The organism is Ralstonia insidiosa (genome assembly GCF_008801405.1).
GTDB lineage: Bacteria > Pseudomonadota > Gammaproteobacteria > Burkholderiales > Burkholderiaceae > Ralstonia > Ralstonia insidiosa.
In genome coordinates this window covers 3108200-3128095 of sequence record NZ_VZPV01000001.1, presented here as the reverse complement: position 1 = coordinate 3128095, position 19896 = coordinate 3108200, and the positions used below count along the sequence as shown (strand labels likewise).

The 19896-nt window shown below is 63.8% G+C and carries 17 protein-coding genes; 10 read left to right on the top strand and 7 right to left on the bottom strand.

Annotated elements, in window-relative coordinates:
* Positions 1 to 37 precede the first annotated feature (37 nt).
* The 4 genes from F7R11_RS14825 to F7R11_RS14810 all read right to left on the bottom strand — a co-directional run bounded on the left by F7R11_RS14825 (position 38) and on the right by F7R11_RS14810 (position 3824).
* Positions 38 to 490, bottom strand: a complete 453-nt coding sequence (locus tag F7R11_RS14825) for a DUF192 domain-containing protein (RefSeq protein ID WP_021195782.1) — start codon at positions 488 to 490, stop codon at positions 38 to 40.
* A gap of 90 nt (positions 491 to 580) precedes the next feature.
* Entirely contained in the window at positions 581 to 1924 is a 1344-nt protein-coding gene (locus F7R11_RS14820; RefSeq protein WP_064804730.1) for a cytochrome-c peroxidase, read from the bottom strand.
* Entirely contained in the window at positions 1921 to 3432 is a 1512-nt protein-coding gene (locus tag F7R11_RS14815) for a metallophosphoesterase (RefSeq protein WP_064804729.1), read from the bottom strand. The genes F7R11_RS14820 and F7R11_RS14815 overlap by 4 nt, the downstream gene beginning before the upstream one ends.
* A gap of 182 nt (positions 3433 to 3614) precedes the next feature.
* Entirely contained in the window at positions 3615 to 3824 is a 210-nt protein-coding gene (locus F7R11_RS14810; protein ID WP_021195779.1) for a hypothetical protein, read from the bottom strand.
* Positions 3825 to 4116: 292 nt separating this feature from the next.
* Here F7R11_RS14810 and F7R11_RS14805 point away from each other — a divergent pair, with 292 nt between their 5' ends.
* The 3 genes from F7R11_RS14805 to F7R11_RS14795 all read left to right on the top strand — a co-directional run bounded on the left by F7R11_RS14805 (position 4117) and on the right by F7R11_RS14795 (position 6956).
* Positions 4117 to 4569, top strand: a complete 453-nt coding sequence (locus tag F7R11_RS14805) for a sugar dehydrogenase complex small subunit (RefSeq protein WP_231973101.1) — start codon at positions 4117 to 4119, stop codon at positions 4567 to 4569.
* A 251-nt stretch (positions 4570 to 4820) separates the two neighbouring features.
* The gene (gene icd / locus F7R11_RS14800) at positions 4821 to 6071 is read left to right on the top strand and encodes an NADP-dependent isocitrate dehydrogenase (RefSeq protein ID WP_021195777.1); all 1251 of its coding nucleotides are present in this window, start codon (positions 4821 to 4823) and stop codon (positions 6069 to 6071) included.
* Between the two features lie 99 nt (positions 6072 to 6170).
* On the top strand, positions 6171 to 6956 hold the full coding sequence (locus tag F7R11_RS14795; RefSeq protein ID WP_082932843.1) for an alpha/beta hydrolase: 786 nt from the start codon (positions 6171 to 6173) through the stop codon (positions 6954 to 6956).
* 230 nt (positions 6957 to 7186) lie between these two features.
* On the opposite strand, the gene F7R11_RS14790 is transcribed toward F7R11_RS14795, so the two are convergent.
* The 3 genes from F7R11_RS14790 to F7R11_RS14780 all read right to left on the bottom strand — a co-directional run bounded on the left by F7R11_RS14790 (position 7187) and on the right by F7R11_RS14780 (position 12556).
* Entirely contained in the window at positions 7187 to 7891 is a 705-nt protein-coding gene (locus F7R11_RS14790; RefSeq protein WP_064806407.1) for a DsbA family oxidoreductase, read from the bottom strand.
* A 366-nt stretch (positions 7892 to 8257) separates the two neighbouring features.
* The gene (locus F7R11_RS14785) at positions 8258 to 10366 is read right to left on the bottom strand and encodes an NHL repeat-containing protein (RefSeq protein ID WP_064804719.1); all 2109 of its coding nucleotides are present in this window, start codon (positions 10364 to 10366) and stop codon (positions 8258 to 8260) included.
* A gap of 108 nt (positions 10367 to 10474) precedes the next feature.
* A complete protein-coding gene (locus tag F7R11_RS14780; protein ID WP_064804716.1) occupies positions 10475 to 12556 on the bottom strand; it encodes an NHL repeat-containing protein in 2082 nt (693 codons plus the stop codon).
* Between the two features lie 256 nt (positions 12557 to 12812).
* Here F7R11_RS14780 and F7R11_RS14775 point away from each other — a divergent pair, with 256 nt between their 5' ends.
* The 7 genes from F7R11_RS14775 (at position 12813) to F7R11_RS14750 (ending at position 19895) form a co-directional block, all read left to right on the top strand.
* Entirely contained in the window at positions 12813 to 13610 is a 798-nt protein-coding gene (locus F7R11_RS14775; RefSeq protein WP_064804714.1) for a response regulator transcription factor, read from the top strand.
* A 179-nt stretch (positions 13611 to 13789) separates the two neighbouring features.
* Positions 13790 to 16324 (top strand): hybrid sensor histidine kinase/response regulator, encoded by a 2535-nt coding sequence (locus F7R11_RS14770; protein ID WP_151180530.1) that lies wholly within the window; start codon positions 13790 to 13792, stop codon positions 16322 to 16324.
* A 252-nt stretch (positions 16325 to 16576) separates the two neighbouring features.
* Positions 16577 to 16753, top strand: a complete 177-nt coding sequence (gene cydP / locus F7R11_RS27035; protein ID WP_167317193.1) for a cytochrome oxidase putative small subunit CydP — start codon at positions 16577 to 16579, stop codon at positions 16751 to 16753.
* Positions 16750 to 18306: a cytochrome ubiquinol oxidase subunit I gene (locus tag F7R11_RS14765; protein ID WP_031329636.1), complete on the top strand. Its 1557-nt coding sequence runs from the start codon at positions 16750 to 16752 to the stop codon at positions 18304 to 18306. The genes cydP and F7R11_RS14765 overlap by 4 nt, the downstream gene beginning before the upstream one ends.
* A 10-nt stretch (positions 18307 to 18316) precedes the next feature.
* The gene (gene cydB / locus F7R11_RS14760; RefSeq protein WP_064804711.1) at positions 18317 to 19459 is read left to right on the top strand and encodes a cytochrome d ubiquinol oxidase subunit II; all 1143 of its coding nucleotides are present in this window, start codon (positions 18317 to 18319) and stop codon (positions 19457 to 19459) included.
* A gap of 26 nt (positions 19460 to 19485) precedes the next feature.
* Positions 19486 to 19611: a cytochrome bd-I oxidase subunit CydX gene (cydX, locus tag F7R11_RS14755; RefSeq protein WP_021195764.1), complete on the top strand. Its 126-nt coding sequence runs from the start codon at positions 19486 to 19488 to the stop codon at positions 19609 to 19611.
* A complete protein-coding gene (locus F7R11_RS14750) occupies positions 19608 to 19895 on the top strand; it encodes a cyd operon YbgE family protein (protein ID WP_231973099.1) in 288 nt (95 codons plus the stop codon). The genes cydX and F7R11_RS14750 overlap by 4 nt, the downstream gene beginning before the upstream one ends.
* Position 19896: the final 1 nt, after the last annotated feature.

Genomic DNA, 19896 nt, shown 5'->3' with positions numbered 1-19896 from the left:
CGGCGGTCTCCTCTCTGTTGTGGTGTGCGTTCGCGTCTTAGCGGGGCAGCCCGCCCACCTTGGTACCGGGCTTGATCCCCTTGCGAGCAAACCAGCCCTTGTTCATCTCCAGCGCATAAACGCCGGCCTTGGTCGGGCAGTGGTTGTCTTCGGTCTGCGGCTTCATCTCGGCAATGTCGGAGATGGTGCCGTCGTCGGTGATGAAGGCGATCGACAGCGGCAGGTCCGTGTTCTTCATCCAGAAGCAATGGCCGGCGGATTCATCAAACACGAACAGCATGCCGGCTGTGTCGGGCATGGTCTTGCGGAACATCAGGCCGGTCTCGCGCGATTGCGGGGTGGCGGCCACTTCCGCCTTGACCTTGTACATGCCGATGGTCAGGTCGGCGACGGGCAAGCCGGTTTGGGGGCCGGTGGGTGTTTGCGCAAATGCACCAGTTGCGGCAACGGCCACGGACAGCGCGGCAAGCAGACGGGACAAGGTAGTCATGGAGGTCGTGGGCTAGAAACAGAACGCTCCATGATCGGTACTCGGCTAGCCGCCGTCAATGAGACTGCTCCCAAGGGCGGAACGAAGTTGTTACCGCGTGTTTGTTGCCGGACGTTCGGTGGCTGCCGTTTTGGCGGCGGCCTTGGGCGCGTGTGCCGAGCGCGCCTTGTCCGCAGCCGCATCCGGCATCAGCCCCACGTAACGCGCATCGGTGAGCGTGCGCAGGAAGGCGACGATGTCGTCGATCTCGTCTTCCGTCAGCGCAGGCGTGGTGCCAGGGCGGCGGTTCATCGGCACGGCGTTCACGTTGACATTGCCTTGATATTTGGCGGGCACGTCGTTGAAGCGCAGGGGTGTTCCCTTTGTGCCCGGGTACCACTGCGCCGGATCCGTCGAGCGCGTGGCGTAGAAGGCCACCGTGTCGCGCAGCGTGCGGAACACGCCGTTGTGCATGAAGGTCTGGCGTACCGCCACATTGCGCAGGCCCGACGTGCGGAAGTACCCACACCACTGGTCGGGCTCGGGCCACTTGAGCTTGTGGGCGGTCTGGCACAGGCCGACGTCGAAGTGCTTGGCGTCCTTGTTGGCCGGCAACAGCGGATTGCGCGGCACGGCGATGGCGTCGTAGCCGAAGTCCGTGAACAGTGAGCGCTCGGGCCGCGACGACGACTCCATCATCAGGTGACACGACGCGCAGTTGCCCTTGTCCGGGTTACGGAACAGCGCGAGCCCGCGCATCTCGGCGGGGGAGAGCGGTGTGCGCTTGCGTAAAAAATCATCAAAGCGCGAGGTGAACGGCGCCATCTCGTCGCTCTGGAAATAGGCCTCCAGCGCCTTGCCCAGTGCGCCAATGAGGCGTTCTGGGTCGTGCACTGCATCGGCGCCGAATTGCTTTGTCAGCGCCTGGCCCAGGTCGGTGCCGGCCACCTTGCGCTGCAGGGCGCGCTGCGACGGGTTGCCCATCTCATCGGGGCTGAACAGCGGGCCACGGATCCGCTCGGCCAGCGTATCGGCGCGGCCATCGACAAAGAAGCCGCCGAACGGCGACGGGAAGCTGGCGTCGTCGTCCTGAAAGAAGTAGCGATGCGGGATGTAGCGCAGGTACAGCAGTGACGGCGCATTGCGCGGCGCCACGTGCCCCGGGCGGCTGCCGGCCGGCACGCCGATGCGCAGCGCCTCGCCCGCCAGTGTGGGCGCGAAGGCGCGGCCGGGGTCATGGCACGCCGCGCACGATGTGCCTTGCGGCTCCGACAGGCGTGGGTCAAAGAACACCCGCTTGCCAAGCGCGACGAGGTTCGGGTCCGGCTTGAACGATGCCGACTCGGCAGGCGGGGGCACGGCGTCCAGCTTGGGCGTCATGCCAATCGATTCGGCTGCCGCCGCACCCGAGAAGAGTGCGGCAGCAACCAGCAGCGCAGTGCTCAGTTTTTTCAAGGTGCAACGAAGCCCGTCTTGTCGCACACCAGGCTGGAGCCGTTCTGCGTGCAGGTCGTCAGCAGCTTGCCGTTGACGGTGTAGGCCTTGAACAGCCAGCCCTTGGCTGGTGCCGGCTGGCGGTCCATCACCATGAAGCCGAACGAGTTGTTGTGCGAGATGCTGCCAACCGTCACGCCCGAGGCCGGGCTGATGGCCGGGAACGGATCAGGCAGGGCCACATCGAGCGAGTCACCGGCATTGCCTGCCACGATGGTCGCCGGGTGGTTGCTGGTGAAGTTGATGGCCTGGAAGTCATGCACGTGACCATGCAGCGCGACTTGCACGCCCGGCGGGTAGTAGGCCGTGGCGTTCAGGCTGTTCATGACCGACAGCAGCGCCGCATTGCCGCCCAGCGGCGTGCTGCCCGCGATGGGCACGAAGCCCAGGATCGGGTGGTGGTTGGTGAAGATCGACATCACGCCCGGCTTGGCCGCCAGCGTACCCACCGTGCTGAACTGCTTCTGGTAGGTCTGGAACCACGGGTCGTTGGTAGCCAGCGCGGTCGTGCCCACCTTGGCCGAGTCGAACACGATGACTTGCGTGTCGGTGCCGATGGCCACGGCGTACGGGTCCGATGCATTGGCGCCGGTGTCGTTGGCCGGGTTGTCGCACGAGCGGGCGGCGGAGTAGGGGCGCGGGTCAAGGAAGCGGAACCACCCCTGGCCGGCACGCGCGCACTCTTCATGGTTGCCGCGCACGAGTACCCAAGGGGCCGCAGCCATCAGCGGCGCAGCGGGCTGGAACAGGTCGGATTGCCACGTATCCCAGCCGTAGCCCCACGGGCTGCCCTGGCAGCCGGCCACGTCGGGCGGGCAGGCGTTCTCGCGGTAGTGGTAGTCGCCCACGTGCAGCACGAGGTCCGGGTTCATCGCCGCCGCCGTGGTGGCCGCTGTGGCGAACGGCCACGACAGCGGGTCATTGCAAGACTGCCAGCTGTTGCTCGACTTCTTCATGCGGCAGCCGGTGTCCGCCAGGATCACCACGCGCTGCGGGTTGGCCTTGGGCAGCGGCAGCACGCGCGAGCCGATCGATGCGACCTTGGCTGTGGATGCCACCGTGGCCTCGCAGGCATTCACCGGGAAGGATGAAGCTTTCGAATCGCTGGCGGCGCTGGCCGTGGTGCGCTGGGCGATGGTGCCGGCAGCCACGCGCAGGCTCATGCGCGTGGAAGTGCCGTCCACCGTCAGCAGCGGGCAGACCGTGTTGTCCGCCGGGGAGGCGCTGTTCGTATACGTGGTGACTGCGCGCACGACAGCCTGGTTGCTGTCGCCAATCTCGACCCACGCGGCCTGGATGTTGCTGTCGGCGGTGGCGGCGTCGGCTGGCGTGGCAGCCACCGGCGTCGTGTCAGACGACGAGCCGCCGCAGCCGGCAATCACGGCAGCGGCAGTCAGTGCGGCAAGTGTGACCATCGTGAACACGGTGCGTTTGCGCCGCACCGGAGCGAACATCGATCGAATTTCCATTGCGCCTTCCCTGATTCTTGTTGTGAGGAAGGCGCACGGTACCCAAGACAGATGGCGCTATTTTGACAGCCCCACATGCGGGCTCAGGGAGATTGTAAAAATTGCGGGCAAAAAAAAGCAGACGCATAAGCATCTGCTTTTCTGTGTCGGCCGAGCCGCGAGGGCCCGGCAGAAGCACCAACTTATTGCTTGGCAGCGTCAGCAGCCGGAGCAGCAGCGTCAGCCTTCTTAGCGGCCTTCTTGTGCTTCTTGGCGTGCTTCTTGGCCTTAGCCGGAGCCTTTTCAGCGGCAGCCGGAGCAGCAGCAGCGTCAGCAGCCGGAGCAGCCGGGGTTTGTGCGTACACACCAGCAGCGAACAGGCCGGCGATCAGGGCAGCGATCAGCTTCTTCATGGTGAATCCTTTTATCGATCAGTGAGTTAACCAACGACCCGCTAAATGAGTCATCTGCAATAACGCAGGCTGCTGCGGGCGCGTTGACACGTCGCGTTGATTTTTTTTGATGTCATTTTGACGGGGTCAGCAGCACGCTGGCCGGGATGTGGCGCATGTTGCGCTGCGCAAAAAAGATGCCCGACTTCTGAGCGGGAGGGCCGGGCTTTCGGACGTGTCTGATTGGATCAAAGTAGACCGGCCCTGAGAATCGCCCTGACTCTGTCCAGAATCCGCCGTGCCGCTCTCTCCGTTGTCCTCCCATCCCCTCAAGCCTGCCCGATTCACCCGTCGCGACTTCCTGTTTGGCGGCGGCGCGCTGGCGACGCTCGCCGTCACGCTGGGCCTGCGCCGAGTGCCCGATCAGGCTGCCTCCAGCCTGGACGATTTCATGCTTGTGTCACAGACGCTCTCCGGCCAGCCGCTCGACCGGCAGATAGGGCTGAACTGTTTCAGCAATCTGTATCGGGCCGATGCGCGCTTCGTCGACCACATCCAGACCCTGGCCTGGCTGGTGCGCCATCACCCCGGGTTGGACGGCACGGGCCTGATTGGCTTGCTGGAGGCCGATCGCCATGTGGAACTGCGCGCCGCCCTCGGCCGCCTGGTCGACGCCTGGAGCGCGCAGGCCGGCGCCAACCCCGCGCTGGCCGATGCCCGCAGCCTGATCGAACGCGCCTCCGGCGCCACCCGGCCCAGTGGCTGACCGGCCGTTTCACCATGTGCGCGACTGTGGCGGATGGTGAAATTTTCCGGCATAATGCGAAATTAACTCTTGTGTCTTATATAAGAGTTAAGGCTTGCGAAATTTGTGCGGTGCACCGTGAGAGTGTCATCGCAGCCCGCTAGAATCACCAGTTCATTGCAGCGTGCCGGCTCGGCCAACCCGGGGCAGCACGCTGTGCTGTCAACCCCCACCGTCCACCCGCTCACCCGCGGTCTGCACTGGAGTCGTCCATGTATCAACACATCAAGGTCCCGGCCGGCGAGAAGATCACCGTCAACCAAGACTTCTCCCTGAACGTCCCCAACAACCCCATCATTCCCTACATCGAGGGTGACGGCACTGGCTTCGACATCACCCCGGTGATGATCAAGGTGGTGGACGCAGCCGTTGAAAAGGCCTACGCCGGCAAGCGCAAGATCTCGTGGATGGAGATCTACGCTGGCGAGAAGTCGACCAAGGTGTACGGCCCGGACGTGTGGCTGCCGGAAGAAACCCTGCAAGTCCTGAAGGACTATGTGGTGTCCATCAAGGGCCCGCTGACGACGCCGGTGGGCGGCGGCATCCGTTCGCTGAACGTGGCGCTGCGCCAGGAGCTGGATCTGTACGTCTGCCTGCGCCCGGTGCGCTACTTCAAGGGCGTGCCTTCGCCGGTGAAAGAGCCGGAGAAGACCGACATGGTCATCTTCCGTGAGAACTCGGAAGACATCTACGCCGGCATCGAATTCGAAGCCGAGAGCGAGAAGGCCAAGAAGCTGATCAAGATTCTGCAAGACGAATTCGGCGTGAAGAAGATCCGCTTCCCGGAAACGTCGGGCATTGGCGTGAAGCCGGTGTCGCGCGAAGGCACCGAGCGCCTGGTGCGCAAGGCCATCCAGTACGCGATCGACAACGACAAGCCGTCGGTCACGATCGTGCACAAGGGCAACATCATGAAGTTCACGGAAGGTGGTTTCCGTGACTGGGCCTACGCGCTGGCACAGAAGGAATTCGGCGCCGAGCTGATCGACGGCGGCCCGTGGTGCAAGTTCAAGAACCCGAAGACGGGCAAGGAAATCGTCGTCAAGGACGCGATTGCCGACGCCTTCCTGCAGCAGATCCTGCTGCGTCCGGCCGAGTACTCGGTGGTGGCGACGTTGAACCTGAACGGCGACTACATCTCCGACGCCCTGGCTGCGCAAGTCGGCGGTATCGGTATCGCCCCGGGCGCGAACCTGAGCGACTCCGTTGCCATGTTCGAAGCCACCCACGGTACGGCACCGAAGTACGCTGGCAAGGACTACGTGAACCCGGGTTCCGAAATCCTGTCGGCCGAAATGATGCTGCGCCACATGGGCTGGACGGAAGCCGCTGACCTGATCATCTCGTCGATCGAGAAGTCGATCCTGTCGAAGAAGGTCACGTATGACTTCGCCCGCCTGCTCGAAGGCGCGACCCAAGTGTCGTGCTCGGGCTTTGGTCAGGTGATGATCGACAATATGTAAGCGCGTTTCGCCTGATTTCACGGCGAGCCAAAAACCCCGGTAGATCAACGATCTCCGGGGTTTTTTTATTTCAGGTCGTATAACGTGCGAGAGCGAATCATGAAAGTATCCCGGAGCCGGTGGCTCAAATCTGCTGCAATCTTCGTCGGGCTCACGGTGGGCCTCTTCACCCTAACAACTGAGGCAAAGGAAGTGCGTAACCCAATCCGAAATATCGTCCTGGTGCACGGTGCCTTTGCCGATGGCTCCAGTTGGACAGAGGTCATTGCAGCACTGCAGCGCAAGGGCTATCACGTGACCGCTGTCCAGAACCCGCTCACCTCTCTGGAAGACGACGTTTCTGCCACCCGTCGCGTGCTTGCCCGGCAGTCGGGAGATGTCATTCTAGTGGGGCACTCGTATGCCGGTGCCGTGGTGACTGAAGCGGGGAATGCAGACAATGTCAAAGGCATCGTCTACCTCTCGGCGCTTGTACCGGACAGCGGAGAATCCGTGTCCGATCTGCTGATGCGCCTGAAGGCGCCCATGGATGGCTTGAAGCCCGACAATGAAGGCTTCATCTGGCTCGACGACCCGGCCGCTTATCGCGACGTCATGGCGGGCGATGTGCCCGAGGCCCATGTGCGCATTCTTGCTGCTACGCAGGTTCCAATTTCCGTATCCGCCTTTACTGGCAAAGTCTCTCATGCAGCGTGGCACGACAAGCCAACGTGGTACCTCGTTACCGAAGAAGACCATGCGCTCAAGGTGCCAGTGCAGCGCACGTTGGCCAAACAGATCGGAGCCCACATGACGACTGTGAAGTCGAGCCACATGTCGTTGGTCTCACACCCCGCCGAGGTGGCCAATCTGATCGATCGTGCCGCCAAAGACGCGCAACATTGATCAGGTAGCGTGATAGGGGCCCACTAGGCAGTGGGCTTCCTGCCATACACGAGGGGTCCAAGCCTCAATCGTGTTCTCGACGGTAGCGTGTTTCACCGTGTCGGTGTGTACGCGTTGGAGGGGCCGTCGGAAGGTGGCGCTTTCTTGGGCGTAACCCGCCAGCGTGTCCACCAGCACCACAACCTTGGCGCGATCACCCTTGGACAACGCGTGGGACCTGCACAGGCCAATCACGTGCCTTCGACGGATCGCAGCATGCTGCTCAGCAAAGCGTCCGTGGACCTCGCACCAGACACGGTGGCAGCGCCGTTGAAGACAAAATGAGGGGTGCTCAGTACGTCTTCCTTCACCGGGCGGCCGCGTCGTGGCCGTTCCGGGGTGGGCGGGGGGAGGTGACTACGCACATCATTCAGGCAGGCAAGCAACATCGGCCGTCCCACTCCTTGCTCCAGACCCAGCCGCTCCAGCACCTGCGGGTCACCAATGTCCTCGCCGTCAGAGAAGAACGCCTTGAACAACCGGTCGACCAAGCCAATGGTTTGCAGTGGGCTGGCTTGCCTGGCCATGTGCCCGATCAATCCGTGCGCGATTGCGGTATTTGGCAGGATGCGGATGCGCTTGAAATCGAACGTGATTCCCACGGCTTGCCCCGCATGTTGCACTTGTGAGCGCCGCATGGCCACGGCAGTGGGGCTGCCGGACTGGGCCAGATAGAACGGCTGGTATGCCGTACCGCCAAGCGGTACTTCCGGCAACAGCGGGCGTGGGCGCCAGTTGATCTGGACCCCGACGCCGGGGTGCCGCCTCTGGAACTCGTGCATGGCCGTGGCCAGTTGGCGGATGCCGACCCAGCTCCACGGGCAAATCAGATCGAAGAAGACTTCGATGTTGAGTCGATGCTTCCCACCGTCGACGGTTGGGTGGTGCGCGGGCAAGTTCGTAGTAATGGGGGGCTGTGCCAAGTCCGCTACCGCTTCAAGCAAGTCGGGTCTCCAGTCAGGTCTGCCGGCGTTGGCTTGTGCCGAGATTCAGGTTGCAAGCGCAGCGCATACAGTCAACTTATCTCGTACGTTGCGATGTGAGAGGCGGGGAGTTTTGCGCGAGTGCGCAATTGTTTTGCTCCCGGGAAGAATTTTTCTCGGGCGGCAATGCGTGCGGAAACTTTAGGGTGCCGAGGTGTGCGCGCGCTTCGGTCTAACCCTTGCGGCAGGGGTGCCAGGAAGAAAAAGCGAGGAGGTCGCCCTCCTCGAAGATAACGCCGAGGGGTTGAGGGGATCTTTCCCCTGCGGCGCAGGTTGTACTTATTGACGGGGTTGGGCCGTGCCGTCGGCGAAGGCTCTGACGCCAGCGGCTCCAGCCAAGGTCGACACATTGCCCGCCGGGGTGATCATTCGGATCGTGCTGTTTGATGAGTCCGCTACATAGACCACGCCATTGCTGTCCACGGCAATGCCTGCGGGCGTACCGAATTGGGCGCTTGTGCCCATGCCGTCTGCGCTACCGCTCACTCCCGAGCCGGCCAGGGTCGTTACCACGCCGGCTGGTGTCACCTTGCGTACGTCTGAGCCGCCAAATTCCGCCACATAGAGATTGCCGTTGCTATCGAGGGCCAGAGCCACAGGGCCCTGGAATATGGCCGCAGTTCCTGTGCCGTCGGCGTGGCCGCAGTTTGATGCAGGTGAGCCAGCCAGCGTGGAGACGACGCCAGCGGGCGTGATCTTGCGGATCTTGCAGCCGGATTGTTCGGCTACGTACACGTAACCGTTGTTATCCACAGCGATGCCCCTCGGAAGATTGAACGTGGCAAGCGCGCCCGGGCCATCGGTGGCGCCAACGGTGCCCGAGCCGGCCAAGGTGGTTACGACACCAGCGGGCGTGATTTTGCGGATCTTCTGATTGGCGACGTCGGTCACGTACAGGTTGCCGGCGCCATCGATAGCCACCCCATACGGCTGCCAGAAGGTCGCAGCTGTACCGATGCCATCCGCGCTGCCGACGGCACCGGAACCGGCCAACGTCGTCACCACGCCAGCGGGTGTGATTTTGCGGATGGTGTTGCCGCTGGTATCCACGACATACAGATTGCCGGTGCTGTCGAACGTGATGCCGATCGGGCTGCTGAAGCTGGCAGCCGTTCCGGTGCCGTCAGCCTCGCTGCCGGTACCGGAGCCAGCGAAGGTTGATACCACGCCGGGCACCGTGATCTTGCGGATCCTGTAGTTATAGGTGTCCGCAACGAAGAGGTTGCCGGCACTGTCGAGCGCCACGCCGTAGGGATTTTGGAAGCGCGCAGTTGGTTGGAAGTTCAGGTTGATCTGCGCGGTTTGCGACAGGTTGCCCAGCGAGGCGGTCACGATGGCGACATCATTGGCGACCGTATTGGTCGGGTCTGGGATGTAGCTCACCGTGGCGCCGGTGGTGGCGCTCAAGCTGCCTCGGCCGCTGCTGATGGCCCACCGCACCGTCGCATTGGAGTTGGCGATGGTTGCCGTCAGGGACACTGGGTTTCCGTTGGCCGACGTCGTGGCGCTGGAGGGCGACACTGAAATGGTGGCGCTCGGAGTCACCGAGATTGTGGCCGTGAACGGGGCACTGCTGCCATCTGTCGCGCTAACGGTGGCGACCGTCGCGGTGGATAGCACGGCAGGTGGAGTGTAGGTGGCGCTGCCGTCGGCATTGACCGTGATCGTGCCTGTCGATGCCGTCCACTTGAGCGTGCCGTGGCTGATCGTCGAAGGCACGGTGAGGGTCACCGTGCCGTTGCCTGCTTGTACTGACGGGCTGCTCAACGTCAGTGTTTTCTCGCTGGTGGGCTTGAGCACAATGTTGACCGATTCGGTGTGGCCATTGGCGCCGACAGAGATGACGGCCGAAGTGTCGCTCGTAATGGCGGTCGGCGTGAAAGTCACGCTGTTGCCCTGCGTGGCGCTGAACGCGCCGCCCACGGTGGACGACCATGTCGGCGTGCCTGTGATGAACTGCGGCGAGACCGACAGCGCGATTGGCGCATCGCCGACATACCACGTCACCTGGCTTGTCACCGGGCGCAGAACCGGTGCGTGCAGGGTGATGGTCTTCGATACCGTGGTGCCACCTGACACCGCAGTGATCGTGACTTGCACATCGGCCTGCACGGTAGCCGGCGGGGTATAGGTGACATTTGCGCCTTGCGTTGCGCTCAACGAGCCCGGGCCCGTCAGCGACCACGTGGCTGCGGTGGTGGCATTGAAGGTCAGCGGACCACCACCGCCATAGGCATCGAGGCCAGCCGGGTTGGCGACCGCCAGGGGTGTCGAGGGCGAAGAGGTCGTCGTCGAGTCTGGGGATGAGGCGTCACCGCCACAGGCGGACAGTAGAACGGTGGAGGCGCAAATCAATGCGCCGCCAAGTGCGGTTTGGTAGTTGAACATGGCAAATGGGAGATCGGCTTCTCAAAAGGTGATGCCGGGGGAAGGGCGCCGCGCCGCTGTCCCCCGATGCGAGCCACGCATGCACACACATGGCGGCCCGACGTCTTGTCATCGAGGCAGGGCAATCCCGTCAGCGGTGCCGCTGGCCTTCGCCGCGCCCGCAACGGTCGATACGTTGCCGGTCGGGCTGACCATGCGGATCAGGTTGTTATCCGTCTCCGTCACGTACAGGACGCCGTTGCTGTCGATGGCGATGCCCATCGGATAGTTGAACTGTGCGCTCGTGCCGAGGCCATCTGCACTGCCGGTCGCACCGGAGCCGGCCAGCGTGGTCACCACACCAGCCGGCGTGATCTTGCGGACGGTGTTGCCCTTGTATTCCGTCACGTAGACGTTGCCGTTTCCATCGACGACGAGCGAACCCGGCATGTTGAAGGCGGCAGCGGTTCCGGTGCCGTCGGTGTGGGTGCAAACCCCGGTGCCGGCCAGCGTGGTTACGACACCCGCAGGCGTGACCTTGCGGATGTTGCAGCCTTTTTGCTCTGCAACGTACAACGTGCCGTTGCTATCCACCGCCACGCCTGATGGGGCATTGAAGCTGGCAGCCGTGCCCGTGCCATCCTGGCTGCCAGCGGTGCCGGAGCCGGCCAGGGTGGTGATCACCCCGGCGGGCGTGATCTTGCTGAGCAGGTTGGTAACGTAATCCGCCACGTAAATATTGCCCGCCGCATCGACGGCAATTCCAACGGGCGAGCCGAAGGTGCTGCTGGTGCCTGCCAGGGTGGTCACCACTCCGGCGGGCGTGACCTTACGGATGGCGTGGCCGACGCTATCCGCCACGAACAGGTTGCCGCTGCTGTCGAATGCGGTGCCGACCGGGATGAGGAAGCTGGCTGCCGTGCCCGTGCCATCCGCCTCGGTACCGGCACCGGAGCCGGCAAACGTTGATACCACGCCGGGCACTGTGATCTTGCGGATCGTGTTGTTGCCCGAGTCGCCCACGAAGAGGTTGCCGCTGCCATCCACGGCAATCGCATACGGCGTGTTGAATCGTGCCGAGGATTGGAAATTGAGCGTGATGTTGACGGTCTTTTGCATCGCGCCGAGCGTGGCGGTCACCACGGCCGTATCGTTGACGGTCGTGTCAGTCGCGTCGGGGATGTAGCTCACAGTCGCGCCGCTGGTAGCGCTCAGGCTGCCGTGACCGCTGGCAATGGCCCATCGCACCATGGAGGCAGACACGCTCGCATTGGGATTGACGATGCTTGCCGTCAGGGACACCGGAGCGCCAGCAGCCGAGGCACTGGTGACGGTGGGCGAGACCGCCAGCGCGGCGCTGGGTGTGACCGAGATCGTGGCGGTAAACGGCGCGCTGCTGCCATCCGTGGCGCTGATGGTGACGACAGTTGCGCCGGACAGCGTGGCCGGTGGCGTGTAGGTAGCGCTGCCATCGGCATTGACCGTGATCGTGCCGATCGATGCCGTCCACTTGAGCGTGCCGTGACTGATGGTCGACGGCACGGTCAGGGTGACCGAACCATTGCCGGCCTGGACCGATGGGGTGTTCAGCGTCAGCGTTTTTTCGCTGGCGGGCTTGAGCGTGATGCTGACGGATTCGGTGTGATTGCTCGCAGCCACAGACACGACAGCCTGCGTGTCACTGGTGACGGCGGCAGGCGTGAACGTGACGCTGTTGCCCTGTGCCGCGCTGAACGTGCCGCCAACGGTGGATGACCAGGTTGGCGTGCCGGTCGTGAACTGCGGCGAAATCGACAGCGCGATCGGCGCATCGCCCGCATACCAAGTGACTTGGCTCGCCACCGGACGCAAGACCGGCGCGTGCAGCGTGATGGTCTTCGCGACGGTCGTGCCATTCGACACCGCAGTAATGGTGACCTGCGCATCGGCCTGCACGGTCGCCGGCGGCGTATAGGTGACGCTTGCGCCTTGCGTTGCGCTCAGCGAGCCCGGGCCGGTCAGAGACCACGTTGCCGCGCTGGTGGCGGTGAAGGTCAGCGGGCCACCGCCGCCGTAGGTATCGAGCCCCGCCGGGTTGGCGACCGCCAGGGGTGTCGTGGGTGATGTTGCCGTTGTCGAGTCCGGCGAGGAAGAATCGCCCCCGCAGGCAGAGAGCAAAACCGTGGAGACGCAGATCAGCGCGCCGCCGAGCGCGGTGTGGTATCGAAGCATGAACACTTGGGAAAAGGTCGGAGATGAAGAGTCGCGAGCGCGTGTCTGCGCTATGGCGCACGTTGCTCACGCGGTGCATGCGCCGAACTTATCGTGAGCGCGTGCAGACGTGGTGGCCGCATGTTTTGCGCAGCGGCGCGATCCCTTTGCTTGCGGGAAAAATCTGGCCGGGGCGGCAACGCCTGTGAAAACTTTAGGGCGCGCGCGTTAGGCGTGCGCCACCAACTCCAGGCCGGAGCGTGCTTTAATCGCGGCCATGACTGAAGGCACGACTGTCTCTCTCTCTTCCGATCCATTGCGCGGGCAGCGCATCCTGGTCGTTGACGATGTCGACGAGACCCGCATGCTGCTGGTGGATTTCCTGCAGCGGCGGGGTTGCCGCGTCTATATCGCGCGGGATGGGCAAGACGGTGTGCAGAAGGCCCAGAGCGTGGTGCCGGACCTGATCCTGATGGATATCCGCATGCCGGTGTGTGACGGCATCACCGCCTGCAGGCTGCTCAAGGCCAACCCGGCTACGCGTAGCATCCCACTGATCTTCCTGACCTCCGCGGCGTTGCCGCAGGAGCGTGTGGCCGGGCTCGCCGCTGGTGCGGTGGACTACGTGACCAAGCCCTTCGATTTTGAAGAGGTCCGCCTGCGCCTGTGCATTCATCTCAAGCCGCTGGCCGCGCCAGGCAATGCGCCTGTGGAAGACGGTGTGAATGCGGCCTCCAGCACGCTGGATGTCATTCTGTATCGGGCAACACGCAAGCTGTTGCTTGAGCAACTCGCGCAGACGCCCAGCCTGGTGGAGCTTGCCGCTGCAGTGGGCACCAACGCGCGCCGGCTGAATGCGGCTTTCAAGCAATGTGTTGGCGTGACCGTGTTCGATTTTCTGCGCGAGGCGCGCATGAAAGAGGCGCGGCGCATGCTGTCCGAGACGGCACTCGACGTGCAGATGATTTCTCGGGAGCTTGGCTACAACAGCGCTGCCAATTTCTCCACTGCGTTTCGCGATCGCTTTGGCCTGTCACCCAGCCAGTTCCGGCAAGATGCCGGGGGCCACGCGTGAGTGCTTGCGCATCTGCCGTTGCATCAACGCGCCGGCGTGTGCACTGGGCGTTCTGTGTCGCGCTCCTGCTGGGGTTGCTTGTCGGGTTGAGCGGCCGGCCAACATGGGCCGGGGCGGTGGACGTGGGGCAGGGCGGGGGTGCCGATGCGAAGCCTCTGACGCTCTTGCCGGATCTCTCCATGCTGGAAGACAAGACTGGGCAGCTTGAGCTTGCGGCTGCCATGACCAGCACCCAATGGAGGGCCATCTCCGGGGAGAGTTTGAACCCGGGCTACACCGCTTCTCGCTTCTGGCTCAGAGGAACGCTGCGCAACAACAGCGCTCAGCCGGTGACGCGTTGGCTGGCGGTGGACCCTGCGCGCCTGGAGTCGGTCGACTACTATCGGCTGGCGTCCGATGGGCACACCGCGCTCGACACCATTCCGAGCGGCAATCGTCTGCCGCTGGACGCCCGGCCCATTCCGGCGATGATTCCGGTGTTCCCGGTCACGCTGGCCCCAGGCGAGCAGATGATGTTTGCCCTGCGGGTCCACAGCCGCTCTGCAGTGAATATTGATCCGCAGCTTTGGGAGCCCGCTGCGTTCCGTCAGCGGGAAGGGTATGACCTGATGCTGCAGGCCTTCCTGCTGGGCCCTGCATTCATGCTGGCGTTGTACGCGCTCATCCAGGGATGGTCCGGGCGGGATCGCGGCTTCCTGCTGTTGTTCGGGTGGATCTGCCTTGCCGTTCTCTACAGCATGGCGATTCAGGGGTACCTGTATCGCTATGTATTGCAGGCCGGCGGGGAGTGGGTCCTGCGCGCGCCCTCCACGTTGGGTGTGCTCACCACGGTGTTCTACGCCGCAGCTACGATGACCTTTGTTGGTCTGGGGCGGATCGCCGTCTGGAAGTGGGTCTATCGCACGGTGGGAGTGTTCCTGGTGGCCGGGTGCTTGTGGACCCTGCTGGGGGATTACCGCGCCGGCGCTGTCTATTCCAACATCGTGGTCGCCGTGTTCAACGTGCTGTGGGCGATCTCGATGGTGGACGCCTGGCGGCGAGGCTTGCCCAACGCCCGGTTGTTCATGTTGACGTTTGGCGTTGTGTGGGCCGTGCAACTGGTGGGGCTGCTGGAGTTCCACGGCATCCTGAACCGTGGCTGGCATGCTGGTCTGGGGTTGTCCTGGTTGGTGGAGTTGGCGACGCTGCTGATGATGGGCGCGCTCGTGATTCAGCGCTCGCGCGAGACGTCTGCTGCGCACGCCGCGATCCAGCAGGCGCTGCTGGATGCCAAGAGCCAGGATCAGCTCAAGCTCGAATACGCTGTTGTCGAGCGCACGCAGGAGTTGCGCACGGCCCTCATTGACGCTGATGAGGCGAACCGCGCCAAGACCGATTTTCTCGCGCGCATCAGCCATGATCTGCGGACGCCGTTGACGTCCATCATCGGCTTTGCTGAGCTGGTGCAGACCGCGGGTCAGGAGAACGCTGAGCGGGGTCGGATCATCGGTCGCAGTGCGCGGCACATGCTCGCCATGGTGAACGATCTGATCGACTATGCGCGTGGCGGCGAGCCGGACGCATTGCACAGCACGCCGGTCTACGTGCATGCGCTGCTCGATGCTGTTGTGCAGGAAGGTGCTGAGCTGGCCCGGCGTCGCGGCAACCAGTTCACTTTCCACATCGCACGGCCGTTGCCGCCCGTACTTGAGCTGGATGCCAAGGGCTTGCGGCGCGTGCTCGGCAATCTGCTGGACAACGCAACCAAGTACACCACGAGCGGCAGCATCGAACTCCTGATCGATTGCGAGGGCGAGGTGCAGATCGGGCAAGCCGTGCGGCTGACCTTGATCGTGAAGGACACCGGGCCCGGTATCGCCCCTGAAGATCAGCAGCGCATTTTCGAGCCCTTCCAGCGGCTGGACACGGCGCGCACCCAGCCTGGCACGGGGCTTGGGCTGGCCATCGTCCGGCAGTGGATCGAACGCATGGGCGGTACGCTGAAGATCGACAGCGCGCTGGGTGCCGGCACGTCGATGCGCCTGGATGTGACGGCAACGGTCGCCGCCGAAGATGCCGTCTCGCGCCACCACGTTGCCGACATCGGTGCGGTCACGCCCAGCATCGACGGCAGCGGCTTGACCATCTGGATTGCGGAAGACACGGCCGACATCCGCCGCTTGCTTGCCGACGAACTATCGAGTCTGGGCTTTGCCGTCGAGACTGCCTCCGACGGTGTCTCGATCATCGAGCGAATGGCGCAGGCGGGCGATGCGCGCCCCGATCTCGTACTGACCGACTACCTGATGCCCGGGGCCGATGGCTTTGCAGTGCTGGTGGCTGCTCGGCAACACCTGCCCGGGGTTCCTGTGGTGGTCCTGTCGGCGATTCCGCTAACCGCATCGGCCAACGACGGCCCTGCAACGCCTGCGTTTGATGCCTCCCTGCTCAAGCCGATCAATCTGGCCGAACTGCAAGAGGCCCTGATGCGCTTGCTGGGGCTGCACCGGCTCCCGCCCGTGGCGGATGCTTCCGAGGCGGCACCATTGGTTGGCCCGCCGCCGCAGGCGCGCGCGGTGGCGCTGGCATTGATCGACTTGGGCGCCATCTCCGATCTGATCGACTGGGCCGATGCCCTGCACACTGAGTATCCGCAATGCGAGGCATTTGCCATGCAAGTCCGCCAACTGGCTACCCGTGGTGATCTGGCAGCGCTGCAACGGCTCTGCGGTTAGGCAACGGCTAGGGCCAGTACCCGCGAATGACGAGGAGGGGCGGAGTGCTGTGCAGCGCGCGGTTTCCTGCAAGAAACACAGAGGTAACGACATAGCGACGGGCGTGCGCGTGGCAAATGCAGCCAAATTCTCCGAGGAATCGTTTGCCAGTCTTGCAAGTGATGACTAGACTGCCCCTCATGTGACTTTCTGTGCCACCGGCAGGAAGCCCCCGCCGATGGCGCTGGCCAGCCCCCTGGATCCACCGCCCCTGTGAGCTCCAACGATCGCCGACTCGTCCGCCATCTGCTCGTCGTCGTCACCATCAAGGTGGTGGTGCTGGGTGCGTTGTGGTGGGCCTTCGTGCGCGATCACCAGGTGCCGGTCGATGCCGAGCGGGCCGCCGACCGGTTTGGCGTGACAACACCCGCGCAGGGAGGGCATCCGTGATATCCGAGCACTTGGTCGATCTATCCAGGCTGCAGTTTGCGGCGACGGCGCTGTACCACTTCCTGTTCGTGCCGCTCACGCTGGGCATGGTCTGGCTGCTGGTCATCATGGAAAGCGTCTACGTGATGACCAACAAGGTCATCTGGAAAGACATGACGCGCTTCTGGGGCAAGTTGTTCGGCATCAACTTCGCCCTGGGGGTGACCACCGGTATAACGCTCGAATTCCAGTTCGGCACCAACTGGGCGTACTACTCGCACTACGTGGGCGACATCTTCGGGGCGCCGCTGGCCATTGAAGGGCTGATGGCGTTCTTCCTGGAATCCACCTTCATCGGCCTGTTTTTCTTCGGGTGGGATCGCCTCACCAAGACGCAGCACTTGCTGGTGACGACGCTTATGGCGATCGGCACTAATCTCTCCGCGCTGTGGATCCTGATCGCCAACGGCTGGATGCAGAACCCGGTGGGTGCCGACTTCAACTGGCAGACCATGCGCATGGAGATGTCGGACTTCTGGGCCGTCGTCTTCAACCCCGTGGCGCAGGCCAAGTTTGTGCACACGGTGTCGGCCGGTTACGTGACAGGCGCGATGTTCGTGTTGTCGATCTCGAGCTGGTACTTGCTGCGCGGGCGCGATGTCGAGTTTGCGCGACGCAGCTTCCGTGTGGCGGCAGCGTTTGGGCTGGCCAGCGTGCTCTCTGTGATCGTGCTGGGCGATGAGTCTGGCTACACGGTGGGCGAAGCGCAGGAAACCAAGATGGCCGCCATCGAGGCCATGTGGGAGACCGAACCCGCGCCAGCCAGCTTCAACATGATCGCGTCGATCAACCAGCGCGAGCAGAAGAACGACTGGGCGGTCGAGATTCCCTATGTGATGGGCCTGATTGGTACGCGCTCCGTGTCGAAGCAGATTCCGGGCATTCACGAGATCAAGGTGCGCAACCGTGGCCGCATCGTGAGCGGCATCGAAGCGGTGGCCGCACTGGAAACGCTGCGCAAGAACCCGGACGATGCCGCTGCCCACCAAACGCTGCAGATCCATCAGCAAGACCTGGGTTTTGGCCTGCTGCTCAAGAAGTACGTGACCGATGTGCGGCAAGCCACGCCCGAGATCATCGACAAGGCCGTCGACGACACCGTGCCGCGTGTGTGGCCGATGTTCTGGGGCTTCCGCGCCATGGTCGGATTGGGCTTCCTGATGCTGGCGCTGTTCGGCTTGTCGTTCTGGAGCACGCTGCGGCCGCAGCGCAAGGCGCCGGCGTGGCTGCTGCGCTGGGCACTGTGGATGCTGCCCGCGCCGTGGCTCGCTGCTGAGCTTGGTTGGGTGGTGGCCGAGTACGGCCGCCAGCCGTGGACGATCTACGGCGTGCTGCCCACGCACCTGAGTGTGTCGACGCTGAGCGAGGCCAGCCTGTACGGCTCGCTGGCAGGCTTTATCGGCTTCTACACGCTGCTGCTGATTGTCGAGATGTACCTGATGATCAAGTTCGCGCGGCAGGGCCCCGGCAGCCTCGGCACCGGTCGCTACGATTTCGAAGCCGCCCACGCTTGAGGAGGCCACCATGTTCGACTATCCCACCCTCAAGGTCATCTGGTGGCTGCTGATCGGCGTGCTGCTGATCGGCTTCGCCATCATGGACGGGCATGACATGGGCGTCGGCACGTTGCTGCCCTTCGTCGGCAAGACCGACGACGAGCGCCGTGTCGCCATCAACACCATCGCCCCGCACTGGGACGGTAACCAGGTCTGGTTCATCACCGGCGGCGGCGCGATTTTTGCCGCGTGGCCGCTGGTGTATGCCACGGCCTTCAGCGGGTTCTACTGGGCGATGCTCGCCGTGCTGTGGGCGTTGTTCTTCCGCCCGGTTGGGTTTGATTACCGCAGCAAGATCCACAACCCCACATGGCGTAAGGCGTGGGATATCGGCCTCTTTGTCGGGGGCGCGGTGCCGCCGCTCATCTTTGGCGTGGCGTTCGGCAACCTGCTGCAGGGCGTGCCGTTCCACTTCGACACCTTCATGGTGGTGACGTACACCGGCACGTTCTGGCAATTGCTGAACCCGTTCGCCATCCTGACCGGCGTGGTGTCGAGCGCGATGATCACCATGCACGGCGGCATCTATCTCGCGCATCGCACCGAAGGGGCGATCCAGCAACGTGCGACGAAGGCCGCAACCGGCGCCGCGATTGTCGCCGTGATTGCCTTCGTCGCGGCGGGTGCATGGCTGCGCTGGGGTGGCATCGAAGGCTATGCCATCACCTCAGCCATCGACCCGGCTGGCGTGTCCAACCCGATGGCCAAGACGGTAGCGCGCGCCGCCGATGCGTGGTGGCACAACTACCAAGTGCAGCCGTTGCTCTGGCTGTTGCCCTTGCTCGGCGTGCTTGGGCCGCTGCTGGCAACGGTGCTGGTGCGGGCAGGGCGCACGTTGCTGGCCTTCGTGCTGTCTGCGCTGGGCTTGGCGGGCATCATCACCACGGCGGGCGCGTCGATGTTCCCGTTCGTGCTGCCGTCGTCCAGCATGCCCGCCGCCAGCCTGACGGTGTGGGACAGCGTCTCCAGCCACTTCACGCTGGGCCTGATGTTCTGGGCGGCGATCATTTTCACGCCCATCATCCTCATCTACACGAGCTGGTGTTACCGCGTGATGCGCGGCAAGGTGACGGTCGAACACATCCGGGCCAACGAGCACTCGCTCTACTAACCCCGCTAGCCACCGGAGGACATGACATGTGGTACTTCACTTGGGTCCTGGGCGTCGGCTTTGCCGTACTGCTGGCCGTGCTCAACGCGATGTGGGGTGAGGTGAGCGACGCGCGCGCCGCCGGTGCTGCCACCGACGAGGACCGCGCGTGAGCACGGCCAACGTGAGCGACGCCCATAAGCCGCGCATCCACGCAGCCAGCCTGGCCGCCGGGCTGATCGTCATGGCGGTCGGCACGGTGTATCCGTACATCGTCACCAATGGTGCTGGCCATGCGGACCACACCCTCGCCATGCTGCTGTTCTGGGCGATGAGCGCGGGGTTGGTGCGTGGTGTGGGGTTTGTTCCGCGCCACTGGGTGTGGCGCGTGTTGTTTTCCGGGTGGTCGTGCGCGCTGGCACTGGTGCTGTTTGGGCTGCTGCGCGTCCTTCGTTAAG